This window comes from Epilithonimonas lactis (genome assembly GCF_900110605.1).
Lineage (GTDB): Bacteria > Bacteroidota > Bacteroidia > Flavobacteriales > Weeksellaceae > Epilithonimonas > Epilithonimonas lactis.
Window position 1 is genome coordinate 320,695 of the sequence record NZ_FOFI01000001.1, and the last position, 22,877, is coordinate 343,571.

Below are 22,877 nucleotides of genomic sequence, written 5' to 3' on the forward strand. Positions count from 1 at the left end.
ATGATGCTAAGAAAACATTTAAGCCTTATTCTGATTCTTGTGTTTGCAATTTCTTTTGCTCAGACAGAATATAAAACCGAGAACAATATTTCCTATTATCCGGAAAATATTTCGAAAAAAGATGCTTACATCAGCTCTCAATGCAAGCTGAATTTCTATTATCCGACCAATGTCAAGAACTTCTCGACGGTCATTTGGTTTCACGGTGGCGGATTGACTGGCGGAAGCAACGAACTGCCAAAAGAATTATTAAATGAAAATATCGCTGTCGTAAGTGTGGAATATCGCTTAGCGCCAAAGGTCAAAGCGCCAGCTTACATAGAAGATGCAGCAGCTGCAACGGCTTGGGTTTTTGAGAATATCGAAAAATATGGCGGAAATAAAAATCTCATTTTCCAATCCGGCCATTCGGCTGGAGGCTATTTGGGGATGATGATCACCTTGGACAAAAAATACCTTCAAAAATATAAGATCGATGCAAATGAGATTGCGGGTTTGATTCCATTCAGTGGCCAGGCAATCACTCATTTCCAAATCAGAAAAGAAAAAGGAATTGCTGAACTGCAACCAACAATTGATGAATATGCACCATTGTTCCACGTCAGAAAAGATGCTCCGCCAATCGTCCTAATCACGGGCGACAGAAATCTGGAATTGTTCGGACGCTACGAGGAAAACGCCTATTTGGCAAGAATGTTGGAGCTTGTGAAGCATCCTTCGGTCAAACTATTGGAAGAAGATGGATTCGACCACGTGAGTATGGCAAAACCAGGTTTTCCTTTGTTGCTAAAGGAAATCAGAGAATTATCAAAGAAAATTAAAACACAGAAAAATATAAAATAATGTTTACACTAGCACAGATCGAAGCTGCACATTCCGAAGTGGAAAGCGGAAAAAATTTCCCAGAATTTGCAAAGACCATCAAAGAATTAGGCGTTCAGACCTTCGAAACCTACGTGGAAGATGGCTCCACAACTTATAAAGGCAATGACGAAACCCAAGTGACTTCAGCCCAACAATACGCCCCCTTGCTGATTTATGGAATTGTGAATCCTGAAAAATTTTTGGCAGACCTTAGAAATCACCAACAAGGAAATACCGACTTTTTCCAATTCTGCAAAGATTGTGCAGACAGTGGTGTTTTCAAGTGGATTGTTGATTTGGACGCAAAAACCTGTACCTATTACGATTGCGAAGGCAAAAGCATTTTCGAAGAGAAAATTCCGGGATAGAAGTCTTTAAAGAAAAAAAATAATCATAAAAAAAGGAGAAAATAGCAATGATCTATTTTCTCCTTTTTTATTTTAAGGTTCAAGTAAAATTAATTCATCGAAACATCCTCCGGCGCATTCGCCCACAGCAGAAACTCGCCGCCCAGATTTTGCATGATATTTTTCCAGAGACCTTGGTCGTTTGGCAGCGTGTAATCCAGATTGTAAACATCCACGATCGTCCACATTTTCCTCTGCAATTCGCCTTCCAGCTGCATCGCAGACCAACCAGAATATCCAGAAAAAACCTTGATGTCAAACGTGCTGATCTCGCCATTGATCATCGCAGAGACCACAGAGTCAATATCTTCAGTCAAATAGAATTCTTTATTGATCTCCACGAACTCAGAGGTTACCTTTTCACCTTTCAGGATAAAGTAGATCCTTTCGTTTTCCACAGGTCCACCTTCGTACAGTTCCACGGGAAAACCCAGGATATTAAGCAGTTTGGAGCTCATATTCTGGTTCTTTTTATTCAGTATCAAACCAAACGCGCCATTCTCGTTGTGATCCACAATCAGAACGACCGAACGGGAAAATATATCACCCGAGATATCCGGCGTCGATATTAAGATTTTACCTTTGTAAGAGTAATTCATCTATCAAATCTATAAAAAAATATTTTTTTGAAAAAAGAATTCGACGAAAATTTAAGTTAAAATTGTCTCGATTCAAATAATTTGGGCAGCTTGATCCGTCTTCCACTCCCAATCTTTTTGCCATAGCTTTTCCAGCCACAAAAAAGGATTTCCGTTCAAACCTAACGAAGTGGTTCATCGATTCAGATTAAAATAAATAAAATTAGAGATAAGCCGGGCTGCAGCTTCGCCAGGTTCAAGATTTGTTTTTCAATCAAACATTCATTATCAAAAAAGTAGATTTTTTTTTATTGCAAAAGCTAAGTTCAAATTTAAAGCCGCAGAGCGGCAAACTGTAAATAGAAAACAATAACAGTAAGAATAAAAAAGCTCCAGAGGAGCGACCTGTAAAAACCCTACAAATAGTTTTTAAATCAACTATTTATTATCCTTATCCCGAAATTAATTCAAATTATATAAAAAATCTTAACGAACTTTGCCTTTAGAAATTTAGAATTCGAAAGAAAATGAACAGCGAAAACCTCCACGATAAAAGAAGAATCTACGAAAAATCCCAACTTGTAGAAACTGAGATAAAAGAAAACCCAATCGAGCAATTTCGCGACTGGTTCTTGGATGCAGAAAATAATCCCGAAGTCTCAGAATCCAACGCAATGGCCATCTCCACCGTGGAAGAAGACGGTTGTCCCAGAACAAGAATGGTTCTCCTGAAATCCTACAATTGGGAAGGCTTCATCTTCTACACCAACTACGAAAGCCGAAAAGGAAAATCTATTGAGAACACGCACAAAGCTTGTCTGCATTTTTTCTGGCCAAGTCTGGAGAGACAAATCATCATCAAAGCCAATGTAGAGAGAATTGCAGAGAATCTCAGCGACGGCTATTTTCATTCAAGACCAAAAGGAAGCCAATTAGGCGCTGCAGTTTCTCCCCAAAGTCAAGAAATTCCCAATCGTGATTTCCTAGAAAATAAATTAAAAGACCTCGAAAAAGAATTCGAAAACAAAGAAGTTCCAAGACCACAAAACTGGGGCGGCTACATCGCAAAACCCTACGAAATCGAATTTTGGCAAGGTCGTCCAAACCGCCTTCACGATAGAATTATCTACACTTTGGAAGATAACATCGATTGGAAAATCTCAAGATTAGCGCCGTAATCTTAACATTTTTTATAAGATTGTTAACATAGATTTTGATTAAATTTTTCGTTATTTGTTTTCATTAACCATTTAAAAACAAATCAATTATGAAAAATTTACTGAGAATCATCAGCGTTGTCGCGCTTGGCGTTTTATTATCATTCAGTTTTTCGAAAGAGAAGAAAGTCGTGGTCATAGATGCTGGTCACGGCGGCACCGATTTGGGCGCGACCAGAGAAGGCTTTTCGGAGAAAGAGATTGTCCTGAATGTTGCTAAGAAAATCAAAGCCCTCAACCAAAATCAAAATCTCGAAATCATATTGACCAGAGAAGATGACAGCTATCCATCATTGGAGCAAAGAACAGGCAAAATCAATGAATTGAAACCTGATTACACGATTTCTTTGCACGTCAATAATTCACCAAGAACAAGCACAGAAAGTAAAGGAATGGAGGTTTTTGTGCAGGAAAATGACGTTTCAAAAAAGCTGGCAAACAAGTTTTCAGAAAAGTTCCAGGCTACAAAAATTAGAACAGGCAACCTTCATATTTTAAGAGAATCCAAAGTGCCAACCATCTTATTGGAATTAGGATTTATGAACAATCCACAAGAAAGAGAGTATCTCGGAAGCGAAAAAGGACAAACCGAAACAGCAGAGAAAATATTGAAATTTATCGATGAGAATTAATTCGATTCAGAAATTTAACATACAGGAAAACCAGCAATTGCTGGTTTTTTTATTTGCTTCTTGCTTTCAAAATCTGCTCCACATCTTCCAAAGTAAAACCTTTCGCTTTCAGCAAAATCAGGTAGTGATACATTAAATCTGCCGCTTCATTTAGGAATAAATCATTGTTGTCATCCTTCGCTTCAATCACGAGTTCCACAGCTTCTTCGCCCACTTTTTGCGCGACTTTGTTGATGCCTCTTTTGTAAAGTTCATTGGTGTAAGAACTTTCATCATTGTTATCAATTTTATCTGAAATCGTTTGTTGTAATTCGTATAAAAATCCTTTGCCGGTTTCCTCAGCAAAACAAGTCGTCGTTCCGTTGTGACAAGTTGGTCCGAGCGGTTTTGCTTTGATGAGAATCGTGTCTTGGTCGCAGTCGATTTTCCAGTCGACTAATTCAAGGAAATTCCCTGAAGTTTCGCCCTTTGTCCAAAGTCTGTTCTTTGAACGGGAGAAAAAAGTGACTTTCTTTTCCTGCAAAGTTTTATCAAAAGCTTCCTGATTCATATAACCGAGCATCAGAACTTTCAGATTGAGATAATCCTGAATGATGACGGGAACCAAGTGTGTATTGTTGTCAAATTTTATAGTCAACGTATGGGTAGATTTTTAGATTTTAAATAATTTTTAAGTTCCGGAATTCCGATTTCGTTGAAGTGAAAAATACTCGCGGCCAAAGCTCCGGTTACCTTGGTTTCCGTGAAAACCTCTTCAAAATGTTGCATTGTTCCCGCTCCTCCGGAAGCAATCACCGGAATATTGATTAATTCCGAAAGCGTTTTGGTAATTTCAATCGCGAATCCAGCTTTGGTTCCGTCCGTGTTCATCGACGTTAAGAGGATTTCTCCGGCTCCTAGATTTTCGACTTCTTTTGCCCAGGAAAACAATTCTTTATCAGTTTCGACTTTTCCGCCGTTGCTGAAAACTTTGTGTTGATTTCCAACGAATTTGGTGTCAATCGCCAAAACCATACATTGTGAGCCAAACCGTTTGGCGACTTCACTTATCAAATTTGGATTCGATAATGATGCAGAATTTATGGTGATTTTGTCCGCACCATTTTTCAGAAGTTCCTCCACATTTTCCAAAGCGTTGATTCCACCGCCAACTGTAAACGGGATATTGATATTTCTTGCAATTTCTTTCACTAATGGAATTAAAGTTTTCCTGCGTTCATCCGTTGCAGAAATATCCAGAAAAACCAATTCGTCCGCACCTTGTTCAGAATATTTGATGGCCATTTCTACGGGATTTCCGACTTCTTTTAAATCCAAAAAATTGACACCTTTTACAGTTTCCCCGTTCTTGATATCGAGACACGGAATGATTCTTTTTGCTAACATTACAGAAATGGTTTTAAATCGTTGAACGTGATTCTGTTTTCATACAAGGCTTTCCCGATGATTGCGCCTTCACAACCTAATGACTTTAATTGAACTAAATCGTTAGTAGAAGTAATTCCACCTGAAGCGATTAATTTGATTTCAGGATTCTTCGAAATTATGTTTTGATACAATTCGAAAGATGGACCTTCCAACATTCCATCTTTATCGATGTCTGTGGAGATGACGTACTCGATTCCGGATTCTGTTTTTTCTCTGATGAAATCATAAATGTTCTTTTCACTTTCTTCCAGCCAACCGGAAACTACGATTTTTTCTTTCCTAGCATCTGCGCCTAAAATGATTTTTTCTGAACCATATTTTTCAAAACTTGCTTGAAATAATTCCGGATTTTTTACAGCGACACTTCCAAGCGTGACTTGAGTTGCGCCACTTTCGAAAGCGATTTCAATGTCGTTTTCGGATTTCAAACCGCCTCCGAAATCTATGATTAAATTGGTTTCTTTTGAGATTTGTTCTAAGATTTTATAATTGATGATTTGATTTTGTTTTGCGCCGTCCAAATCGACCAAATGCAGAAACTGGATGCCGTTGTTTTCGAAGTTTTTGGCAACGTCCAAAACATTGGAATTATAAATCGTTTTTTGGTTGTAATCGCCTTTGGAAAGCCGGACGCATTCGCCGTTGATGATGTCTATTGCTGGGATTATTCTCATTTTCTATTTTATTTTAATGTTCGATTGATTGGGAAAACTTTGATTTTTGCGAAGCGCGCCCCGGCCTGAACGGAGCTCTTTTTGTAAGCCTTGGAAAAGCCTTGGCACAAAAAAGCGGGAGTGGAGGACGGATAAAGGCGCCCAAACCTAACGAATTGGTTCGACGTAGTTAATTTTTATAATTTTAAAAAGTTCTCTAATATTTTGCTTCCCAAAATTCCGCTTTTCTCGGGATGAAACTGGACGCCGAAAAAGTTGTCTTTTTGCAAAGCCGTGCTGTACGCTTCGGAATAATCTGTGGTCGAAATCGTGTGTTCGTTTTTCGCAACGTAGTAACTGTGAACGAGATACGTGTAAGTTTGCTCTGGAATTCCTTTGAATAAATCAGATTTCAAATCATAAATCTGATTCCAGCCAATCTGCGGAACCAAAACCGAATCCGGAAATTTTCTGACCGAAACATCGAAGATTCGCAAAGCTTTCGTATCGCCTTCTTCCGAATCTTTGCAAAGCAACTGCATCCCGAGACAAATCCCCAAAAGTGGCTGTCTGAGCTCCGGAATCAGCGAATCCAGATGGGTTTCCCGCAAAGAATTCATCGCAAAAGACGCTTCGCCAACGCCTGGGAAAATGACTTTGTCGGCATTAGAAATTTCGTCTGGATTGCTCGTAATCTTCGCCGAAAAACCCAGCCTTTCTATTGCAAACAGTAGACTTTGGACGTTTCCGGCTTTGTAATCTATAATAACTGTATTCATTATTTTTATTTTTTAGATGATAGATTCAAGATTCAAAGTCTATCATCTATCCGTCTATTGTCTAATTGTCTCTTACAACATTCCTTTTGTTGATGGTAAAATCATTTTGTCTGGGTCGCGTTTTACAGCGGATTTCAGGCATTTTGCGAAGGCTTTGAAAATCGATTCTATCTTGTGGTGCTCGTTGTCGCCTTCCGCTTTGATGTTGAGATTTGCCTTTGCCGAATCGGAGAAGGATTTGAAGAAATGGAAGAACATTTCAGTCGGCATTTTTCCAATCATTTCGCGTTTGAAATCCGCATCCCAAACAATCCAATTTCGGCCCCCGAAATCCAATGCTACCTGCGCCAGACATTCGTCCATTGGTAAGACGAAAGCGTAACGCTCGATTCCCAATTTGTTTCCTAAAGCTTGGTAAAATGCTTCTCCGAGGGCAATTCCAGTGTCTTCAATTGTGTGATGTTCGTCCACTTCCAAATCGCCAACGACTTTGATATCCAAATCCATCTGACCGTGTTTGGCAATCTGGTCGAGCATATGATTGAAAAAAGGAATTCCAGTTTCGATATTGGATTTTCCGGTTCCATCAAGGTTTAGGTTGATTTTGATTTTGGTTTCATTGGTGTTTCTGATGATTTCGGAAGTTCTGTTTTCGAGTTTCAGGAATTCGTAGATTTCTTTCCAGGATGTTGTTTTTAAACCAATAACATCTTCGAGTTCATCATTTTCTAAAATCTCATCTGCGCCAAGATTTTCATCGGTATTAATGAAAATAGCTTTTGAATTGAGGTTTTTTGCCAGCTTCACATCTGTGATTCTGTCGCCGATGATGAAGGAATTTTCTAGGTCGTAAGTTTCTTTATCAAAATATTTCGTCAGTAAACCGGTGTTTGGTTTTCTGGTTGGCGCGTTGTCTTTGGCGAAAGTTTTATCAATGAAAATATCTTCGAACTCGATGTCTTGACTTTCAAATGCTTCAATGATAAAATTCTGAATGGTCCAAAAGTTTTCTTCCGGATGGGAATCCGTTCCCAAACCGTCCTGATTGGTCACCATCACCAATTCGTAATCCAATTCGCTCACGATTTTTGAAAGGTAAGTGAAAACTTGCGGATAGAATTTCAGCTTTTGAAAAGAATCAACCTGATAATCTTCGGGTTCGAGAACCAAAGTGCCGTCGCGGTCTATGAATAGTAGTTTTTTCATTTTTTTTTGGACTTTTTATTTTTATATGGCTTCGAGAGCCTCAGCCTGACAATTGGGTTACATTTCTTATATTAATATCTATCACACTGAGCTTGTCGAAGTGATTTCTAATTCAAATTTTGGAGCGTTTCTATTAATTTCAAATTCTCTTCCGGAGAACCAACGGTGATTCTCAAGCAATTTTTGATGACTGAATTTCGGTTTCTGACAATCACATTTTCATCCACTAATTTTTGGTAAATCCAATCTGCATTTTCAACTTCTATTAAAATAAAATTAGCGTCTGTGGGAAATATTTTCTTAACCAATTTTAGTTGTAGTAAACTTTCAATTAAAAGTTTTTTTTCATTCAAAATCAGTTTGATATTTTCTTGAACGAGTTTGATATTTTCATCATTTAAAGTCTCAAGAACTGCATTTTGATTAAGCTGACTGATGTTGTATGGCGGTTTTGTCTTATTATAAAATTTGATAATTTCCTCGGAAGCATAAGCAATTCCAACCCGAACAGAAGCCATTCCCCAAGCTTTGCTGAAAGTCTGACTGACGATGAGATTTTCATAATTTTTGATTTGATTTCTGAAACTTTCTTTCGGACTGAAATCAATGTAAGCTTCATCAATAAAGATAATTCCGTTGAAATTTTCCAGAATGTATTCTATATTTTTGATTGAATTTCCTGTCGGATTATTTGGCGAACAAATGAAAATAATTTTAAGATTTTCGTCTTTTAAATACGGTTTCAAAGTCTCCAAATCAATTTGAAAATCTTCATTTAAATCCAGATTGATTAGTTCTACATTATTGATGTTGGCCGAAACATCGTACATTCCATAAGTTGGCGAAAACGTCAAAACCTTATCTTTTCTAGGCTCACAAAATATCCTGAAAGCCAAATCAATCACTTCATCGCTTCCGTTTCCTAAGAAAATATTGTCAGCAGAAATCTGATTAATTGCACTCAATTTTTGCTTGATTTTCCGTTGATAAGGGTCAGGATAACGGTTCAATTCTCCAAAAGGATTTTCATTTGCATCAAGAAAAATCCCATTCTCACCTTCGAACTCGTCTCTTGCGGAAGAATAAGGTTTGAGATTCAGAATATTTTTTCTGACCAATTTTTGAATATCAATTTTCATTTTCTAAATATTTTAATCTGACAGAAACTGCATTTTTGTGAGCCATCAATTCTTCGGCTTCCGCCATTAATTCGATGTTTTTTCCGATGTTTTGAATTCCATTTTTTGTGATATTTTGGAATGTGATTTTTTTCACAAAACTATCCAGAGAAACGCCACTATAATTTTTCGCAAAACCGTTTGTAGGCAAAGTGTGATTGGTTCCGGAAGCGTAATCGCCAGCACTTTCCGGACTGTAGTTTCCTAAGAAAACAGAACCTGCATTTGTAATTTTATCAGTGAAATTTTCAGCATTTTCGATTGACAAAATCAAATGCTCCGGCGCATAAAAATTAGAAAAATCAATGGCTTCATCAATAGAATTCGACAAAATTGATTTGCTATTTTGTAATGCGATTTTAGCAATTTCGTGACGCGGTAATTCTTTGAGTTGTCTTTCGATTTCGATATTAATTTCATTTATAATTGTCTCAGAATTACTCAGCAGAATCACTTGAGAATCCGTTCCGTGTTCCGCTTGTGATAATAAATCCGACGCTACAAATTCTGGAATCGAACTTTCATCAGCAATGACCAAAACTTCACTTGGACCAGCTGGAATGTCGATGGCCATATTATAATTGAGCGCCAATTGTTTCGCAAAAGTTACGTATTGATTTCCAGGCCCGAAGATTTTATCAACTTTCGGAAGCGTTTCTGTTCCAAACGTCAAACCTGCAATCGCTTGACTTCCGCCAACTTTGAAAATATTTTTAATTCCAACTAAATCAGCTGTAAATAGAATCGCGGGATTGATTTTTCCATCTTTATCCGGTGGCGAACAAAGCGCAATATTTTTACAACCTGCGATGTTGGCCGGAATTCCCAGCATCAAAACCGTAGAAAATAAAGGCGCGGTTCCTCCAGGAATATAAATTCCAATATTTTCAATCGCCCGGCTTTCTCGCCAGCAAAAAACGCCTTCCGTTGTTTCAATGATTTTTTTCTCTTCTTGTTGAGATGCGTGAAATTTTCTGATATTTTCAGACGCAATTTTTATAGCAGATTTTAAATCATCAGAAACTAAATTTTTAGCTTCTTCAATTTCTATTTCTGAAACTTTTAAACTACTTAAAGCAACGCCATCAAATTTTTCAGTGTACAACTTTAATGCTTTATCACCGCTAATTTTCACTTCATCAAAAATAGATTTTACTTGCTCAGAAAGGTTTTCTTGATTCTGTAAAGGTCTTTCGCAAAGTGATTTCCAGTCTTTGATATTTGGATATTTGTACTGCTTCATCATAATATCATTTTTTCTATTTCCAAAACTAAAATTCCCTGCGCACCTTCATTCTTCAACTTCTCTATCACTTCCCAAAATTGGTCTTCTTTAATCACTGAATGGATTGATGACCAACCGCTTTCCGCCAATGGAAGAATAGTAGGAGATTTCATTCCAGGTAAAATGTTAATGATTTTTTCCAAGTTTTCATTGGGAGCATTCAAAAGAATATATTTGCTTTCAGAAGCTTCTTTTACAGCGTTGATTCGGAATAATAGTTTTTTGAGAATGTCTTTTTTATCTTCTGATAAATTAGAATTGGAAACCAAAACTGCTTCACTTTCTACAACCGTTTCAACTTCTTTCAAACCATTTGTCAACAAAGTTGAACCTGTGCTGATGATATCGAAAATAGCATCGGAAAGTCCAATTCCAGGCGCGATTTCTACGCTTCCACCAATTTTTTCAATTTGTGCGTTGATGTTTTTCTCTTGGAAATAATTCGAAAGAATCTCAGGATAAGACGTTGCAATTTTTTTACCTTCAAAATATTGGATTCCATCATAATTTTCTTCTTTCGGAATTGCCAAAGACAATCTGCATTGGGCAAATCCCAATTTCTGAATGGTTCTGATTTGTTTTTTCTGTTCCAGAACTTCATTCAGACCAAGGATTCCAATATCGGCAACGCCTTGCTCCACGTATTGCGGAATATCATCGTCGCGAAGGAAAAGGATTTCCAATGGAAAGTTGGAAGAAACGGCTTTCAGTTTTCTGTTGCCGTTGGAGATTTTGATTCCACATTCTTCGAGGAGTTTGAGGGACTTTTCGCTCAGTCGTCCGCTTTTTTGTAAGGCTAATTTCAGTTTACTCATTTTAGATTTTGACATAGGTCCGAGTAAACGACAGGAGAATTTTTGGAATAAAAAAAAACCGACTGATTACTCAGACGGTTTATATTTTTAGAAGTTATGACATATCACTACCTTCCCGTCTGTGCGAGGAAATGGTGATGATGATGCATAAATTGTGTAGTCATTTTGATATTTTAATGAAGCAAATGTATAGAACTTATTTTAATAAAATCTAACTTTTCTGGAAAATTAACTAAATAAAATTCTCGGCCCACTTCTGGACCATCTCAGAAAACCGTGTGTTTTCAAAGGTTTTGTTCCTGATTTTGGAAACCGAATGAACACCTTTTTCATCCGAAATTCTTAAAATCTCTTCTGCTTTTTGAGATTCGAAAGCAATGATTTCCGCTTCTTCGATTTCAGCCAGTTTATTTTTATGAACGAAAGTGACGAAGTTTTCCATTAGTGGCGAAATGTATGCGCCTTCGGTTTGTTTCGGGATTTTAATCACGTTATCCTGCAAAAACAAAAGATTTCCAAAGATACTTCTGGCGATTTTTTTGTTTGGATTAAGGAGAATCACATCGTCCAAGTCATTTTCTTTGGCGTAAATCTGAGCGTAGATATTTTCCGGAGAATGAACGCGAATATTACTCAAAAGATTAGCATTCACATTGATTTCCTTAATCAAATCTAATTCCACATTGCCTTGGATTCTCAACACATCTTCCGTCTCGTCCACTTCAAAAAAGAACGCCGTTTCCGATTTTGCCAAAGGTTTTTCGTCCTGTTTTCTGTAAGCCATCAACTGGACGATTCCGTTCTGAACGCCTTTCGATAAAACTTCGTTCTGTAAAAGTTCCTGGAAAAATTCCAACGTGTAAGTCAAAGGAATGTTCAATCTCATCTTCCTCATCGAAGCCATTAGGAAGAAGTAAGATTCCTCCGCCATAATGACTTGGCCGTTTCTGATGAAAAATGAAACCCAAACCGAATCTCCAAAAAGAAAAGAACGATTCAGTAATTGTAAATTGTCTTGTGTGTAAATTATCTTCTGCATTGTATGGTATAAAAAAATAATGAACGATAAAATCGTTCATCCATTATTTTTAAGAAGCTCCTAATTTTAACTGTAGATTTTCTATCAGATTTTCCCAATAGAGTCTGTTTTCCTCTTCATCGCCAGGCTCACAAAAGTCGGTGATGTTAAGAGAAAGGTCATCTGTAATCTCGTCTATGACAATAGAAAGTTCGAAGAAATATTTGGAACCTTCGTCCTCTTCCCAACGGAAACGCACGAAACTTTCCGGCTTATATCTGATAAGTGTCGCCTTTTCAGCAGGACCACTTCCCCAGCTGAAGAAAAAATCGTCTCCACGCTCCACCACATCTTCCGCAAACCATTCTGATAATCCTTCTGCACTCGCCAAATACTCGTACAAAATCTCTGAGAGACAATGCATATTGTATTCGTACTGCACTTTCGTTTTCGCCATATTCAAATTCTAATTGTGGCGCAATATATAAATTAATTTTTTATTTCCAAATCAAAATGTCTATGGAAATTCAAAATTTTTATAGAAATAATGTATGATTTTTATTAGCTGATTTCTACGATTCGAAAAACCTACAATTCATCGATTATTGGGGCAGCTTTATCCGCCTTCCGCTCCCAATCTTTTTTGCAGACCATTTCAGTTAAGTTGAACTTGAGTACAAGCAAAAAAGGATTTCCGCTCAAGTCGGGCTGCAGATTCGCCGGTAAATCAAACTTTGTCCTAAAAACATAATTTTGTCATTCCGTAGGAATCTCAACAGTGAAGTTCAGATTGCCTTAGTCTAACCAGTTCATTAGGTTTACTACGGAATGACAAAGTATATTAAAATTCTTTTCTAAGCATAGCGCCTTTGTGAACTTTAAACATTTGATTGTTAAAAAAATCTTAGTGTGCTTTGTGTTTAAAAACTATTCCACTTCATTCAAAGCTTCCAGAATAATCGCACAACCTTTTCGGATTTCTTCTTCCGAGATGGTCAACGGCGGCGAAATTCGCATATATTCATTTCTGTAAAGTTGCCAGAAGACAATCAGTCCTTTTTCCATACATCTCGAAGCAACTTTCAAAGTGTATTCCGGACTTCCAAGATTTACAGCCAACATCAAACCTTTTCCATTCACATTCTTAATTTTTGGATGAACGAGCAATTCACGGAAGAGTTTTTCTTTTTTATCAGTTTCTTCCATCAATCCGCTTTCCAAAACCTCTTTCAACGTTGCAAGAGAAGCAGCTGCAATCAACGGATTTCCTCCAAAAGTCGTAATGTGTCCCAACTTCGGCGAATGTGAAAGACTGGACATAATTTCTTTAGAACTCATAAAAGCGCCAACAGGAACGCCACCGCCCATTCCTTTTCCCATTACAAGAATATCCGGAACAATCCCAAAATGCTCAAAAGCAAACAGTTTTCCCGTCCGTCCAAAACCCGGCTGAATCTCATCAAGAATCAACAACGCACCAACTTCCTCACAACGTTTTTTCAGCTGGATGAAATAATTGTCTTTCGGCATTATAAACCCCGCAGCACCTTGGATGGTTTCTACAATCACACAAGCTGTTTTCTCCGTGATTTTATTAAAATCATTCTCGTTATTGAACTCGATGAAATTGACCATTGGCAACAACGGACGAAATTCTCTTTTATGGACTTCATTTCCGGCAACAGAAAGTGCGCCGTGTGTGTTCCCGTGATAGGCTTCTTTGAAAGCGATAATTTCCTCTCTTCCCGTGTAACGTTTTGCTAATTTCAAACTTCCATCAATAGCTTCTGCGCCTGAATTGACGAGATAGGTTACTTCCAAAGGTTCAGGCGTCGCTTCTGCCAAAAGTTTGCAAAGCTCGACTGGTTTTTCCTGCGCATATTCGCCGTAAACCATCACGTGCAGATATTTATCCGCTTGTTCCTTGATAGCATTCACAACTTTTGGATGAGAATGTCCCAACGTGTTTGCTGATACACCGGCTACAAAATCCAAATAGGCTTTTCCGTTTTTGCCGTAGATGTAGCTGCCTTCTGCTTTTTCCACTTCGAAACCTGCGGCGTAAGGTGTTGTCTGGGCTTGGTATTTGAAAAAATCTTGGTTCATATTTGTAATCATTTCTACATCAGATTTTGAAATCCATAAAGAACTTTTTATAGGATTGTGATTGATAAGACCTAAAGAATCTAAATTCTTGTCGAACAGAATCAATAGTTTTGTTTCTTCAATTTCAATAATTTTTCCTGTTTCTCCAACTAAAATCCAATAGTTTTCATCATCATTACAATTTTTAGTTGTCTTTGTTTTTCCTAAAAAAGACTTTAAAATTATTTTTGAATTTAGATTGTGCATTTGATGAATTAAAGAGCAATGAATTAAAAAATTATTGTAACTAATAAATTCCCGCAAAGTTCGGGAATTTATTAGTTTTTTCGTGAAAGTATCGACAAAAGTTTCAATCTTGGCGAAGCGCGCCCCGACTTATCTCAAGTTTAGATTTTTTTTATTTGAATCGATGAACCACTTCGTTAGTTTTGAACGGAGCTCATTTTTTTGTGGCTGGAAAAGCAATGGCAAAAAATAGCGGGAGTAGAAGGCGGATAAAGGCGCCCACATTTCGACTCCGCTCAATGTCATAGATGTTTTTACTTCTTCACCCGAATAGGTGTCTTTGGTTTGTTCTTTTCTTCGAGTTTTTTGCGTTCGGCATCTGCTCGTTCGAAAAGAGAATTGTCCGATTGATAAACGGTTTCCGGATAGTTTGGTGTGTCCAGGAAGATGTCTCGCCACTTTTGTGGTCGGTCTTTGGTATTCCAATTGAAATCCTTGAAAAACCGCTGTTCTTTTGAAATCAAACTCATCGGATAGGTGTCCGTATTGGCACCGATATTACAATCCACAACTTCCAAACGACGCTCCAAAAACTGCGCTGCAATCTCGCCACAAGTGGACAAGGCGACACCAATTCTCGTGATCTCGTGTGTCTTTTGATTTTCGTCATCGGCATAATTGATGGCTTGGGCATTGCCGACCGCTTTTGCAATGTCGATGGCGTTGTCCTTCAGGTAGACGATCATATTTTTGCTTTTGATCTGATGGAATTCGTCTTTCATATTCAGTGAATCCACTTTGCTGATCGCGAAGGCATTTCCTAAAACCCGGATGGAATCTGTGATCTCTTTTTCTGGATTGCTGTATACGCGGATCTCATCGCCAGTGACCTGTTTCACGCCCATCCAAAGGATCGGTTTTCTGATCAGGTGCATCTCGCCGTCGGTCTCATTGAAACTTAATGAATCGGAACGGCCTTGCATATTGGTTTTGAAAATCCTAACTTTTTTGAACGCTCTCAAGAAGCTTTTTTTCTTAAGCTTGTTTACGGAATCCGGACGCTGATAGGTCAGGAATTTTTCTGCGGAAATGTAGACAGAATCTTTGCTAAGGATCTTGACAGCGTAAGGTTTGTCCGTTACCATCGCAGAATCTTTTTTCTCGTAGATCTCGCCATAGCCGCCTTTGATGAAACGTTTTTGTTGTGGGTCGTCCAAGGTCACGTTGCCGTTTCCTTTTCCAAAACCTGTGTTTCTGTTGAAGTAGAGTTTGTCTCCGGTCAGGATCTTGTCGTTGTAATGTATTCTTGAATTCTTGTTAAGGAAAGATTCTCCGGTTTTGGAATTGTGCGTTCCCAATTCTGTGTAGACGTAATTTCTTGGATTCTCCTTAGCTCTGATGGTTGTTGGTCCAAAGAAGTCGGATATGCCTGTTGTCTGATTGGTTTTGATATTATCGCTTACAATAGTGTATTTATCGGTTTCGATGTTGGAACGACCAATGAAATCGATCATCTTGGTGTTGAGATAATACGTTGCCGCCTTGGTGTACATTACGCTTCCATCGTTACTGTAGATCGTTCCGCCAGTGTTGAAGTAGGCGGTATTCGGAATCTTGTCGTAATAAAGCGTTTCTGTTTTGATGGTCTGTTTCGGGTCGGTGAGGACCACGTTTCGTCTGGCAATTCCACGTTCAGTATTGCCGTCATATTCCATTTCTTCTGCTGTGATCCGGTTACCGTCCGCCGTAGTCAGGACGACGTTTCCGATGGCTTTCAGAAAGTTTTCTTTTTGATAAAGAACGACCTCGTCAGCTGTAAGTACAGAGCCTTGATGTTCAAACACAACGTTGCCGGAGAAAACAGGATTTCCCTCATACTTGTCTTGTTTGATACCAAAAACATCAGAATGTTTATGTTGAACTTTCTTGGAAGCTTCCGTATTTGGTTTTGGATTGTTGAAAAAAGGATCTTTGACCAGACCTGTATTTTGGGTTGGCGCCACTTGCGAAAAGATTCTTACAACAACTAAAAGTAATATTAAAAGAAAGGTTATCTTCATTAATTTTCAGACTTCTTATGTCCGTAGAAGTACAACGAATGCGTATCAATACTGACACCAAATGCTTTTTCAATCGAGTCTTTGATCCCTTGGATCCTTGGGTCGCAAAATTCTATGATCTCTGCAATTTCTTTGTCAGAATCTTCTTTGTAGATCACCAAATGATCGTGCTGCTTATCGAAATATGATTTTTCGTAAGACGATGTACTCAATGTTTTCTCTCCGAATTGGTGCTTTCTGATCAATCCTGCATCAAGGAAAATCTCGATCGTATTGTAGATCGTGGCTTTGCTCACGTGGTATTTTTTCTGCATCATCAGAAGATAAAGATCGTCCACGTTGAAGTGATGTTCCATATTGTAGATCTCTTCCAAAATGGTATAACGCTCCGGCGTGTTGCGGAAGCCTTTATCCATAAGGTATTGTCTTAGAACATCTTTTATAGTTGCGATATTCAACTCTTTTTGTTTCGTATCCATCTTACAAAATTAGCGATTTTTTTTGTGATTAATCAAAATGCTTGCCTTCGACTCTTTCTATCTTCTCTGTTTTGATTTTCTGGTCGAGTAGTGGCGCAGATTCTACAACCACATTGTGACTTGCAACACCATAAGCCGTGAAATCGTTGCTTCCAAGTTTCTTCACAAAATTATAGATATTAAGAATAATTTTATCACGGATCGTCAATAAGAAGTCATTGATGTAAACATTATCGATAATGACAAATTTGAGATCCGGTGGAATGTTATGCGTTCTGAGTGACGGATGCGAGCTTCTGGATGGAATCGTTCCTTCTTCCATCATCTCTGCCAAAACTTGCTGGAAATAGTCGTTGATCCTTCTGTCTCTTTTGAAACCGAGTAAGAAACTGATTTTATAAATTGTTCCAGGTAGGATTTCCTCCACATTATATTTGAAGCTGTATGGATCTTCTTGGTTGACGATGTTTAGAATGAAATAATGGTCTGCTCTCTTAGGTTGCGCTCTGATAATGGAGTAGATGATCTTTGATTCCACTTCGTCATCTCTTTTCGCACGGCTGATGAACGCCAGATTGGTCGCATATTTTGGAATCGTTTCATCCAGTTTCATATCTTTTATGGTTGAGATATATTTCTCAAGTTTCACAAATTTGATGAAAGTGGTTTTGATGATTCTTCCGTTGTACCAAGCGTACATACAGATTCCGATGAATCCGGCCAGTAGAACAGACATCCAACCGCCGTCAAAGAATTTGATGATGTTGGCACTGAAAAATCCACCTTCAATGACAATATAAATTAAAGCAAAAAGCGCAATCCAGATTTTATTGGTTCTTGTTTTAAGGAACCAGAAAATGAGAAGAATGGTTGTCATCAACATCGTGACAGTAATGGAAAGACCATAAGCCGCTTCCATTTTCCCCGACTCTTTGAAGTAAATTACTACGATGAAACAAAGCAATAAAAGTCCCCAGTTGATTTTCGGGATGTACATTTGACCTTTGATTCCAGAAGGATATTCGATTTCCTGATTTGGCCAGAAGTTGAGTGACATTGCTTCCGAGAACATTGTGAAAGCACCTGTGATAACGGCCTGACTAGCAATGATTGCCGCAGCGGTCGCGAGAACAACTCCTGGAATAATAAACCATTCCGGCATAATTCCAAAGAATGGATTCTTGCCTGCAAAAACCTCGTGGTAATTGCTTAATAACCAAGCACCTTGACCAAGGTAATTAAGAATCAACATTGCTTTGACGAAAATCCAACTGGCCTGGATGTTTTTGATACCGCAATGTCCAAGGTCAGAGTACAAAGCTTCTGCTCCTGTCGTACAAAGGAAAACGGCTCCTAAAATGACGATGGCACTTGGCGAATTATAGATTAATTTAAGTCCGTAATAAGGATTGAAGGCTTTCAAAACCATTGGATGTTCTATCAATTGTACAAGTCCAAAACCTCCCAAAACCAAGAACCAAAGCACCATTACAGGTCCAAAGAACTTCCCGATAAAACTGGTCCCAAATTGCTGAACAACAAAAATCACAATCAAAATGACTAGAGTTATGGGAACAACAGGCGGTTTATGCGTCACAAGTTCTAGACCTTCTATGGCAGAAATGACCGTCATCGACGGTGTGATGATACTGTCTGCAACCAATGTTGCCGCACCAATGATGGCCACGATGTAGAGCCACTTTTTCTTGAAGCGTTTTACGAGAGAGTAGAGCGATAAGATTCCACCTTCGCCTTTGTTATCGGCCTTCAAAGCGATGATAACGTATTTGATTGTCGTCTGTAAAGTCAGTGTCCAGATGATACACGAGAGTGCACCTTCGATGTATTCTTCCGAGATGATGCCTCCGGATTTTCCAGCGTTGATGATGGCTTTCATCACGTACAACGGCGAGGTTCCGATGTCTCCGAAAACAATTCCTAATGAAACTAAAATCCCAACGGCGGAAAGTTTTTTGAGGTCAAAATGACCACTGCTATCTTGCGACATAATTTAAGAATTATTGAAAAATAATTTTGCAAATTTAGATTATTTTATAGTCTGAGAAATTTTTTTAGTGAAAATGTAATATTGGAGAAGTTTTCGTAATTAATATAATTGATTGTCAGTCGGTTGTGAGCCCGATTTTTCTTGAATTACAAATACGAAATGAAACTCCACCATTTCCTCTTTTTAAGATAATCTAAGTTTTGGTCGTTCTTGTACGCTTCTCTCTCAAAGCTGATGTTTCGGTAAGCCAGGTCTGGATTTTTGTACTTCAGATATTTGATATAATATTCTGACAGGTACCAAATGTAAAACGGAATAATCAAAAGTTCCAATTGTTGCCGAAGATGGATTTTTTCGTGGTTGATGAGAATCGGATTGTGTCTCAACTCTTTTTTCCTCAGCAAAATAAACGGGAACAAGGTAATCCCCGAAATTTTAGTATTTTTGAGTAATCTTTGGCAGATGATTATCATAGTTTGGTTTGGAAGATGGAAGTTAGAGGATGGAAGTTAAATCTGATATTTAAGGGATAAATTTGATTTGAAGACGAATCTGCAGCCCGACCTGAGTGGAAATCCTTTTTTGTGGCTGGAAAAGCGCAGGCAAAAAGATTGGGAACGGAGGGCGGAAATAGCTGCCATAATAATTTTGATTAATAATCTATCAAAGATAAAAATTTTGGTACAGTTTTTTAACTTATGAAACTAAATGACATCAAAGAGAATGAAGACTTCTACTACAACGAGCAAGGTTACAAGGTTTTTACGGAGAAATTCCATCTGAAACGTGGTTATTGCTGCAAAAGTGGATGTCGACATTGCCCGTATGGCTACGATAAAAAGACGGATACATTTATTAAAAAATCTAAATAATATTACAATGAAAAAATATTTCTTCATATTACTGGCAGCAGTTTCTCTGGGCGTGACTTCTTGCAGCCCTTTCAACGTGAAATCTGACTATGCAGCGACGGCAAATTTTGCCAACTACAAAACTTATTTGCTGAGAACAGACGACCTGAAGCTGAACGACATCGACAAAGACAGAGTTTTGAACGAATTGTCCAAACAACTGCAAGCGAAAACTTTGACATCGGCTCAGAATCCTGATTTGATTATCAATGTGAAAGCTTCGCACAAGAAAGTGCAGGATGTAACGACTTCTTACGGCGGCGGTTTTGGCTGGGGAAGACCTTGGGGCTGGGGCGGCGGTTTCGGAATGGGAAATACCTGGACGAACAATTACAACAGCGGAACCATCGTAGTGGACATCGTAGATGCGAAAACCCAGAAATTGGTTTGGCAAGGAATCGGAAGTGGACTTTCCGTAGATTCGCCGAAGTCTAAACAAAGACAAATCCCGGAAATCGTAGCTGAGATAATGAAAAATTATCCGCCACAGAAGGGGAAATAGTTTTTTAGACTTTTAGATGATAGACTGATAGATTTTAGACTTTATCTTTCTTGTACTAATATTAACCATCTCATTTTTTATGAGATGGTTTTTTTATTCCGAAATTTTGATGACCAGAAGTTCTTTTGCTTCTTTCAAAATCTCTGATTTTCTTGCGTCACTCAAATTCAAAACGTCTAGTAAATTCTGATTGTTGAATAATTCCTTTACCAAAACACATTTTTTCTCAAGTAGTTTTTGCTTCTGTTTTCCGTCCAAGGTTGTTAGACAAGTGATTGGATAGAGCGCATTTTGGTCCACCAAGCTTTTGATGTTTTTACCTTTTGGATAATCCCAAGACAGCAATCGGAGTCCGTAATATTCGCCAAAAGCCACAGAATCTTTGGTAAAATAGGTATTGGTGATGAGCCAGCCATCTGTAAATTCGGTTTGAGTTCCGAAGAGATGATAATTAATTCCAGAAATATCTTTGATTCTCGATAAAACATACATCGGCGTTGTGACGGAGATTTTCGTGTCTTCCGCATTTCGGAATTTGCATTCTACCCAATAGGTTTTCTCATCTTTTTTGGCAATAACGTCCGCTTCGTGCGTCACCGAATGTCCTTTTATCAATTGTCCGGTTTCGGTTTTGTAGCCGATATTTTGAAAAACTCTCGCAATCCACTGTTCGAAATAAAATCCTGCAGGTCCCAACTCCAACAATGCTTTTTTCAAGCTGTATCTTGCTGCGACGGAATTTGAGATTTTCTTCAGCTCGTCAAAAGCCAGTTTGTAAATTTCTCGTGTTGTGACACCTTCGATGCAATTTGGCAAAATATTTTCAATCACTTTTTTGATGGAATTTTCTTCCGCTCCAGAGTTCCGAAGTGACTTTTCCAGTTTTGAGATTTCAAATTCTATAATTTCGCCAGCGTTGTTTTTGATTTTCATAGTTTAATTTTTATTTGACTACGTCGAACCACTTTCGTTAGGTTTGGGCAGCTTTATCCGCCTTCCGCTCCCAATCTTTTTGCCTAGCTTTTCCAGCCACAAAAAAGGATTTCCGCTCAAGTCGGGCTGCGAGCAATTCTACGTCCCAAAAGATAATAAATACTTTGTACTTAAATACATTTTACTTTTTACATTTACTCCACAAACCACATTTCAAATCGACTTCCTTTTTCCAAAGGCTTATAATTAAGATAGCCTTTATGCGCCTCGATAATACTTTTGCTCAAAGTTAAACCAATTCCGGAACCACTGATTCTGGTTGTGAAAAATGGCAAGAAAATCTTGTCTTTAATTTCATTTGAGATTCCGATTCCGTTGTCTTCAACGCTTAGTAAAATTCGTTTGTTGAATGTTCTTATTTCTGTTTTAATGATTCTTTCTGAATTGTCTGCAACTGCGTAAATTGCATTCAGATAAAGATTAATCAAACATCTCTCAATCATTTTCTGGTCAGCAAAAATCATTTGATTTTCTAATGAATTGATGATTGTAATATTATTTTTTTCGAATTCCGGCTTGAGAAAATTAAGTGCAGATTCTACAATTTGAGTCAGAGAAATAGTTTTGAAAACAGGTTTTGGAAGTTCTGCAACTTGTCGGTAATCGTCCACGAAATTCAACAGTTGTTTGGATTTTGAATTGATAATCATCAGACTTTCCTTCATTTCTTCCTGGTCATCTTTGTCAACAATGTCCTGATTGGCAATATATTCAAGGTTTTGAATCAAACTGTTGACAGGTGTTAACGTATTTAGAAGTTCGTGCGAAATCACTTTCATCAAATTATTCCACGCTAGTTTTTCTTTTTGCTCAATGATTTTTTGAACAGATTCCAGACTGATGATGCAAAAACGGTTTTTGACATTCTGCACTTTTTTGGTTCGAAGAGAAAATGACTGTTTTACATTTTCATTAATCGAAATATCAAAGAATTCCTGCGAGTTTTCGTAATTGGTTTGCTCGATGATTTTATAAAATTCTGATGTTTTGGATTCGTACAATTCCCAGGAATTATATTTTGGAATCTGTAAAATTTCCAGGAAAACTGGATTCACATAAAAAACTTCCCATTGATTGTTTTTCTCGGAAAGAATCATCAACCCGATTTCCAGTTGATTCAGAATTTCTTCGTACAAAAGTTTGTAAGATGATAACGACAAATGTTCTTCTTTGCTTTGATAATAAAGTTTTACAGCATTATCAACCAAATTATTTTCCTCCGTTTTGGGAAACAGTGAAAAATCTTTTTTCTGAATCGCCAACAATATTTTCTCACTTTTCTGAACATAACTCAAAGCTGAAATCTGCGCCAAAATAATGCATCCAATACTTACAGCAGTAAACAATCCGAAGTTTATCCACTTGCTTTGTGTGTAAAAATCAAAAGCGAAAATCCCACTGACAATCGCCAGAAGAATAGATATTAGCCAGATAATTTGTTGTTTGTTCATCTATAATTCAAATTTTGATTAATAGGATTTCATCCCGTCCTTGATTAAATCGTTCCTTCGGAACTGTGCTTGAATTTTAACT

The 22,877-nt window shown here is 37.9% G+C and carries 24 protein-coding genes; 6 read left to right on the forward strand and 18 right to left on the reverse strand.

Annotated features, from left to right (window positions below):
- Positions 1 to 843: an alpha/beta hydrolase gene (locus BMW39_RS01525; RefSeq protein WP_245750434.1), complete on the forward strand. Its 843-nt coding sequence runs from the start codon at positions 1 to 3 to the stop codon at positions 841 to 843.
- A complete protein-coding gene (locus BMW39_RS01530; protein ID WP_034976674.1) occupies positions 843 to 1,232 on the forward strand; it encodes a DUF1398 domain-containing protein in 390 nt (129 codons plus the stop codon). The genes BMW39_RS01525 and BMW39_RS01530 overlap by 1 nt, the downstream gene beginning before the upstream one ends.
- An 89-nt stretch (positions 1,233 to 1,321) precedes the next feature.
- Here BMW39_RS01530 and BMW39_RS01535 read toward each other — a convergent pair whose 3' ends face one another.
- Entirely contained in the window at positions 1,322 to 1,870 is a 549-nt protein-coding gene (locus tag BMW39_RS01535) for a YqgE/AlgH family protein (protein ID WP_034976675.1), read from the reverse strand.
- 506 nt (positions 1,871 to 2,376) lie between these two features.
- Here BMW39_RS01535 and pdxH point away from each other — a divergent pair.
- Positions 2,377 to 3,027, forward strand: coding sequence for a pyridoxamine 5'-phosphate oxidase (gene pdxH, locus BMW39_RS01540; protein ID WP_034976677.1), 651 nt, complete (start codon positions 2,377 to 2,379; stop codon positions 3,025 to 3,027).
- 89 nt (positions 3,028 to 3,116) lie between these two features.
- Complete coding sequence (locus BMW39_RS01545) at positions 3,117 to 3,698, forward strand: N-acetylmuramoyl-L-alanine amidase family protein (RefSeq protein WP_245750435.1); 582 nt, start codon at positions 3,117 to 3,119, stop codon at positions 3,696 to 3,698.
- Between the two features lie 49 nt (positions 3,699 to 3,747).
- Here BMW39_RS01545 and hisIE read toward each other — a convergent pair whose 3' ends face one another.
- The 15 genes from hisIE to BMW39_RS01620 form a co-directional block, all read right to left on the reverse strand.
- Entirely contained in the window at positions 3,748 to 4,335 is a 588-nt protein-coding gene (gene hisIE / locus BMW39_RS01550; RefSeq protein WP_034976680.1) for a bifunctional phosphoribosyl-AMP cyclohydrolase/phosphoribosyl-ATP diphosphatase HisIE, read from the reverse strand.
- On the reverse strand, positions 4,332 to 5,084 hold the full coding sequence (hisF, locus tag BMW39_RS01555) for an imidazole glycerol phosphate synthase subunit HisF (RefSeq protein ID WP_034976681.1): 753 nt from the start codon (positions 5,082 to 5,084) through the stop codon (positions 4,332 to 4,334). The genes hisIE and hisF overlap by 4 nt, the downstream gene beginning before the upstream one ends.
- Entirely contained in the window at positions 5,084 to 5,800 is a 717-nt protein-coding gene (gene hisA, locus BMW39_RS01560; RefSeq protein WP_034976683.1) for a 1-(5-phosphoribosyl)-5-[(5-phosphoribosylamino)methylideneamino]imidazole-4-carboxamide isomerase, read from the reverse strand. The genes hisF and hisA overlap by 1 nt, the downstream gene beginning before the upstream one ends.
- A 176-nt stretch (positions 5,801 to 5,976) precedes the next feature.
- Positions 5,977 to 6,558 (reverse strand): imidazole glycerol phosphate synthase subunit HisH, encoded by a 582-nt coding sequence (gene hisH / locus BMW39_RS01565; RefSeq protein WP_034976686.1) that lies wholly within the window; start codon positions 6,556 to 6,558, stop codon positions 5,977 to 5,979.
- 72 nt (positions 6,559 to 6,630) lie between these two features.
- Positions 6,631 to 7,764: a bifunctional histidinol-phosphatase/imidazoleglycerol-phosphate dehydratase HisB gene (gene hisB / locus BMW39_RS01570; RefSeq protein ID WP_034976688.1), complete on the reverse strand. Its 1,134-nt coding sequence runs from the start codon at positions 7,762 to 7,764 to the stop codon at positions 6,631 to 6,633.
- Positions 7,765 to 7,871: 107 nt separating this feature from the next.
- Entirely contained in the window at positions 7,872 to 8,903 is a 1,032-nt protein-coding gene (gene hisC / locus BMW39_RS01575; RefSeq protein WP_034976690.1) for a histidinol-phosphate transaminase, read from the reverse strand.
- Positions 8,893 to 10,185 carry a histidinol dehydrogenase gene (hisD, locus tag BMW39_RS01580; protein ID WP_034977813.1) on the reverse strand — a complete coding sequence of 431 codons (1,293 nt, stop codon included), beginning with the start codon at positions 10,183 to 10,185 and terminating at the stop codon, positions 8,893 to 8,895. The genes hisC and hisD overlap by 11 nt, the downstream gene beginning before the upstream one ends.
- Positions 10,185 to 11,042 (reverse strand): ATP phosphoribosyltransferase, encoded by an 858-nt coding sequence (gene hisG / locus BMW39_RS01585; protein ID WP_034977816.1) that lies wholly within the window; start codon positions 11,040 to 11,042, stop codon positions 10,185 to 10,187. Before hisG ends, hisD begins: the two co-directional genes overlap by 1 nt.
- Before the next feature lie 232 nt (positions 11,043 to 11,274).
- A complete protein-coding gene (locus BMW39_RS01590; protein ID WP_034976692.1) occupies positions 11,275 to 12,081 on the reverse strand; it encodes an aminotransferase class IV in 807 nt (268 codons plus the stop codon).
- Positions 12,082 to 12,130: 49 nt separating this feature from the next.
- Positions 12,131 to 12,517 carry an START-like domain-containing protein gene (locus tag BMW39_RS01595; protein ID WP_034970246.1) on the reverse strand — a complete coding sequence of 129 codons (387 nt, stop codon included), beginning with the start codon at positions 12,515 to 12,517 and terminating at the stop codon, positions 12,131 to 12,133.
- Between the two features lie 470 nt (positions 12,518 to 12,987).
- On the reverse strand, positions 12,988 to 14,166 hold the full coding sequence (locus tag BMW39_RS01600; RefSeq protein WP_034977819.1) for an aspartate aminotransferase family protein: 1,179 nt from the start codon (positions 14,164 to 14,166) through the stop codon (positions 12,988 to 12,990).
- A 539-nt stretch (positions 14,167 to 14,705) separates the two neighbouring features.
- Positions 14,706 to 16,451: an OstA-like protein gene (locus BMW39_RS01605; protein ID WP_034976694.1), complete on the reverse strand. Its 1,746-nt coding sequence runs from the start codon at positions 16,449 to 16,451 to the stop codon at positions 14,706 to 14,708.
- Entirely contained in the window at positions 16,451 to 16,930 is a 480-nt protein-coding gene (locus tag BMW39_RS01610; RefSeq protein ID WP_034976696.1) for a Fur family transcriptional regulator, read from the reverse strand. The genes BMW39_RS01605 and BMW39_RS01610 overlap by 1 nt, the downstream gene beginning before the upstream one ends.
- Before the next feature lie 28 nt (positions 16,931 to 16,958).
- Positions 16,959 to 18,938, reverse strand: a complete 1,980-nt coding sequence (locus tag BMW39_RS01615) for a KUP/HAK/KT family potassium transporter (RefSeq protein WP_034976698.1) — start codon at positions 18,936 to 18,938, stop codon at positions 16,959 to 16,961.
- 146 nt (positions 18,939 to 19,084) lie between these two features.
- Positions 19,085 to 19,411 carry a hypothetical protein gene (locus BMW39_RS01620; protein WP_034976700.1) on the reverse strand — a complete coding sequence of 109 codons (327 nt, stop codon included), beginning with the start codon at positions 19,409 to 19,411 and terminating at the stop codon, positions 19,085 to 19,087.
- Between the two features lie 225 nt (positions 19,412 to 19,636).
- On the opposite strand from BMW39_RS01620, the gene BMW39_RS19255 reads away from it, so the two are divergent.
- Together BMW39_RS19255 and BMW39_RS01625 are read left to right on the forward strand one after the other, a co-directional pair.
- A complete protein-coding gene (locus BMW39_RS19255) occupies positions 19,637 to 19,810 on the forward strand; it encodes a DUF5522 domain-containing protein (protein WP_165569350.1) in 174 nt (57 codons plus the stop codon).
- A 7-nt stretch (positions 19,811 to 19,817) separates the two neighbouring features.
- Positions 19,818 to 20,351 (forward strand): DUF4136 domain-containing protein, encoded by a 534-nt coding sequence (locus tag BMW39_RS01625; RefSeq protein WP_034976702.1) that lies wholly within the window; start codon positions 19,818 to 19,820, stop codon positions 20,349 to 20,351.
- 93 nt (positions 20,352 to 20,444) lie between these two features.
- On the opposite strand, the gene BMW39_RS01630 is transcribed toward BMW39_RS01625, so the two are convergent.
- Together BMW39_RS01630 and BMW39_RS01635 are read right to left on the reverse strand one after the other, a co-directional pair.
- A complete protein-coding gene (locus BMW39_RS01630) occupies positions 20,445 to 21,284 on the reverse strand; it encodes a restriction endonuclease (RefSeq protein ID WP_034976704.1) in 840 nt (279 codons plus the stop codon).
- A 194-nt stretch (positions 21,285 to 21,478) separates the two neighbouring features.
- Positions 21,479 to 22,795, reverse strand: coding sequence for a sensor histidine kinase (locus BMW39_RS01635; protein WP_034976706.1), 1,317 nt, complete (start codon positions 22,793 to 22,795; stop codon positions 21,479 to 21,481).
- Between the last annotated feature and the right edge of the window lie 82 nt (positions 22,796 to 22,877).

What these genes read in the sequence shown, in the direction of transcription:
- BMW39_RS01525 (WP_245750434.1), top strand. Translation starts at nt 1, where the DNA reads ATGATGCTAAGAAAACATTTAAGCCTTATTCTGATTCTTGTGTTTGCA.
- BMW39_RS01530 (WP_034976674.1), top strand. Translation starts at nt 843, where the DNA reads ATGTTTACACTAGCACAGATCGAAGCTGCACATTCCGAAGTGGAAAGC.
- BMW39_RS01535 (WP_034976675.1), bottom strand. Translation starts at nt 1,870, where the DNA reads ATGAATTACTCTTACAAAGGTAAAATCTTAATATCGACGCCGGATATC.
- pdxH (WP_034976677.1), top strand. Translation starts at nt 2,377, where the DNA reads ATGAACAGCGAAAACCTCCACGATAAAAGAAGAATCTACGAAAAATCC.
- BMW39_RS01545 (WP_245750435.1), top strand. Translation starts at nt 3,117, where the DNA reads ATGAAAAATTTACTGAGAATCATCAGCGTTGTCGCGCTTGGCGTTTTA.
- hisF (WP_034976681.1), bottom strand. Translation starts at nt 5,084, where the DNA reads ATGTTAGCAAAAAGAATCATTCCGTGTCTCGATATCAAGAACGGGGAA.
- hisA (WP_034976683.1), bottom strand. Translation starts at nt 5,800, where the DNA reads ATGAGAATAATCCCAGCAATAGACATCATCAACGGCGAATGCGTCCGG.
- hisH (WP_034976686.1), bottom strand. Translation starts at nt 6,558, where the DNA reads ATGAATACAGTTATTATAGATTACAAAGCCGGAAACGTCCAAAGTCTA.
- hisB (WP_034976688.1), bottom strand. Translation starts at nt 7,764, where the DNA reads ATGAAAAAACTACTATTCATAGACCGCGACGGCACTTTGGTTCTCGAA.
- hisC (WP_034976690.1), bottom strand. Translation starts at nt 8,903, where the DNA reads ATGAAAATTGATATTCAAAAATTGGTCAGAAAAAATATTCTGAATCTC.
- hisD (WP_034977813.1), bottom strand. Translation starts at nt 10,185, where the DNA reads ATGAAGCAGTACAAATATCCAAATATCAAAGACTGGAAATCACTTTGC.
- hisG (WP_034977816.1), bottom strand. Translation starts at nt 11,042, where the DNA reads ATGAGTAAACTGAAATTAGCCTTACAAAAAAGCGGACGACTGAGCGAA.
- BMW39_RS01590 (WP_034976692.1), bottom strand. Translation starts at nt 12,081, where the DNA reads ATGCAGAAGATAATTTACACACAAGACAATTTACAATTACTGAATCGT.
- BMW39_RS01595 (WP_034970246.1), bottom strand. Translation starts at nt 12,517, where the DNA reads ATGGCGAAAACGAAAGTGCAGTACGAATACAATATGCATTGTCTCTCA.
- BMW39_RS01600 (WP_034977819.1), bottom strand. Translation starts at nt 14,166, where the DNA reads ATGAACCAAGATTTTTTCAAATACCAAGCCCAGACAACACCTTACGCC.
- BMW39_RS01605 (WP_034976694.1), bottom strand. Translation starts at nt 16,451, where the DNA reads ATGAAGATAACCTTTCTTTTAATATTACTTTTAGTTGTTGTAAGAATC.
- BMW39_RS01610 (WP_034976696.1), bottom strand. Translation starts at nt 16,930, where the DNA reads ATGGATACGAAACAAAAAGAGTTGAATATCGCAACTATAAAAGATGTT.
- BMW39_RS01615 (WP_034976698.1), bottom strand. Translation starts at nt 18,938, where the DNA reads ATGTCGCAAGATAGCAGTGGTCATTTTGACCTCAAAAAACTTTCCGCC.
- BMW39_RS01620 (WP_034976700.1), bottom strand. Translation starts at nt 19,411, where the DNA reads ATGATAATCATCTGCCAAAGATTACTCAAAAATACTAAAATTTCGGGG.
- BMW39_RS19255 (WP_165569350.1), top strand. Translation starts at nt 19,637, where the DNA reads ATGAAACTAAATGACATCAAAGAGAATGAAGACTTCTACTACAACGAG.
- BMW39_RS01625 (WP_034976702.1), top strand. Translation starts at nt 19,818, where the DNA reads ATGAAAAAATATTTCTTCATATTACTGGCAGCAGTTTCTCTGGGCGTG.
- BMW39_RS01630 (WP_034976704.1), bottom strand. Translation starts at nt 21,284, where the DNA reads ATGAAAATCAAAAACAACGCTGGCGAAATTATAGAATTTGAAATCTCA.
- BMW39_RS01635 (WP_034976706.1), bottom strand. Translation starts at nt 22,795, where the DNA reads ATGAACAAACAACAAATTATCTGGCTAATATCTATTCTTCTGGCGATT.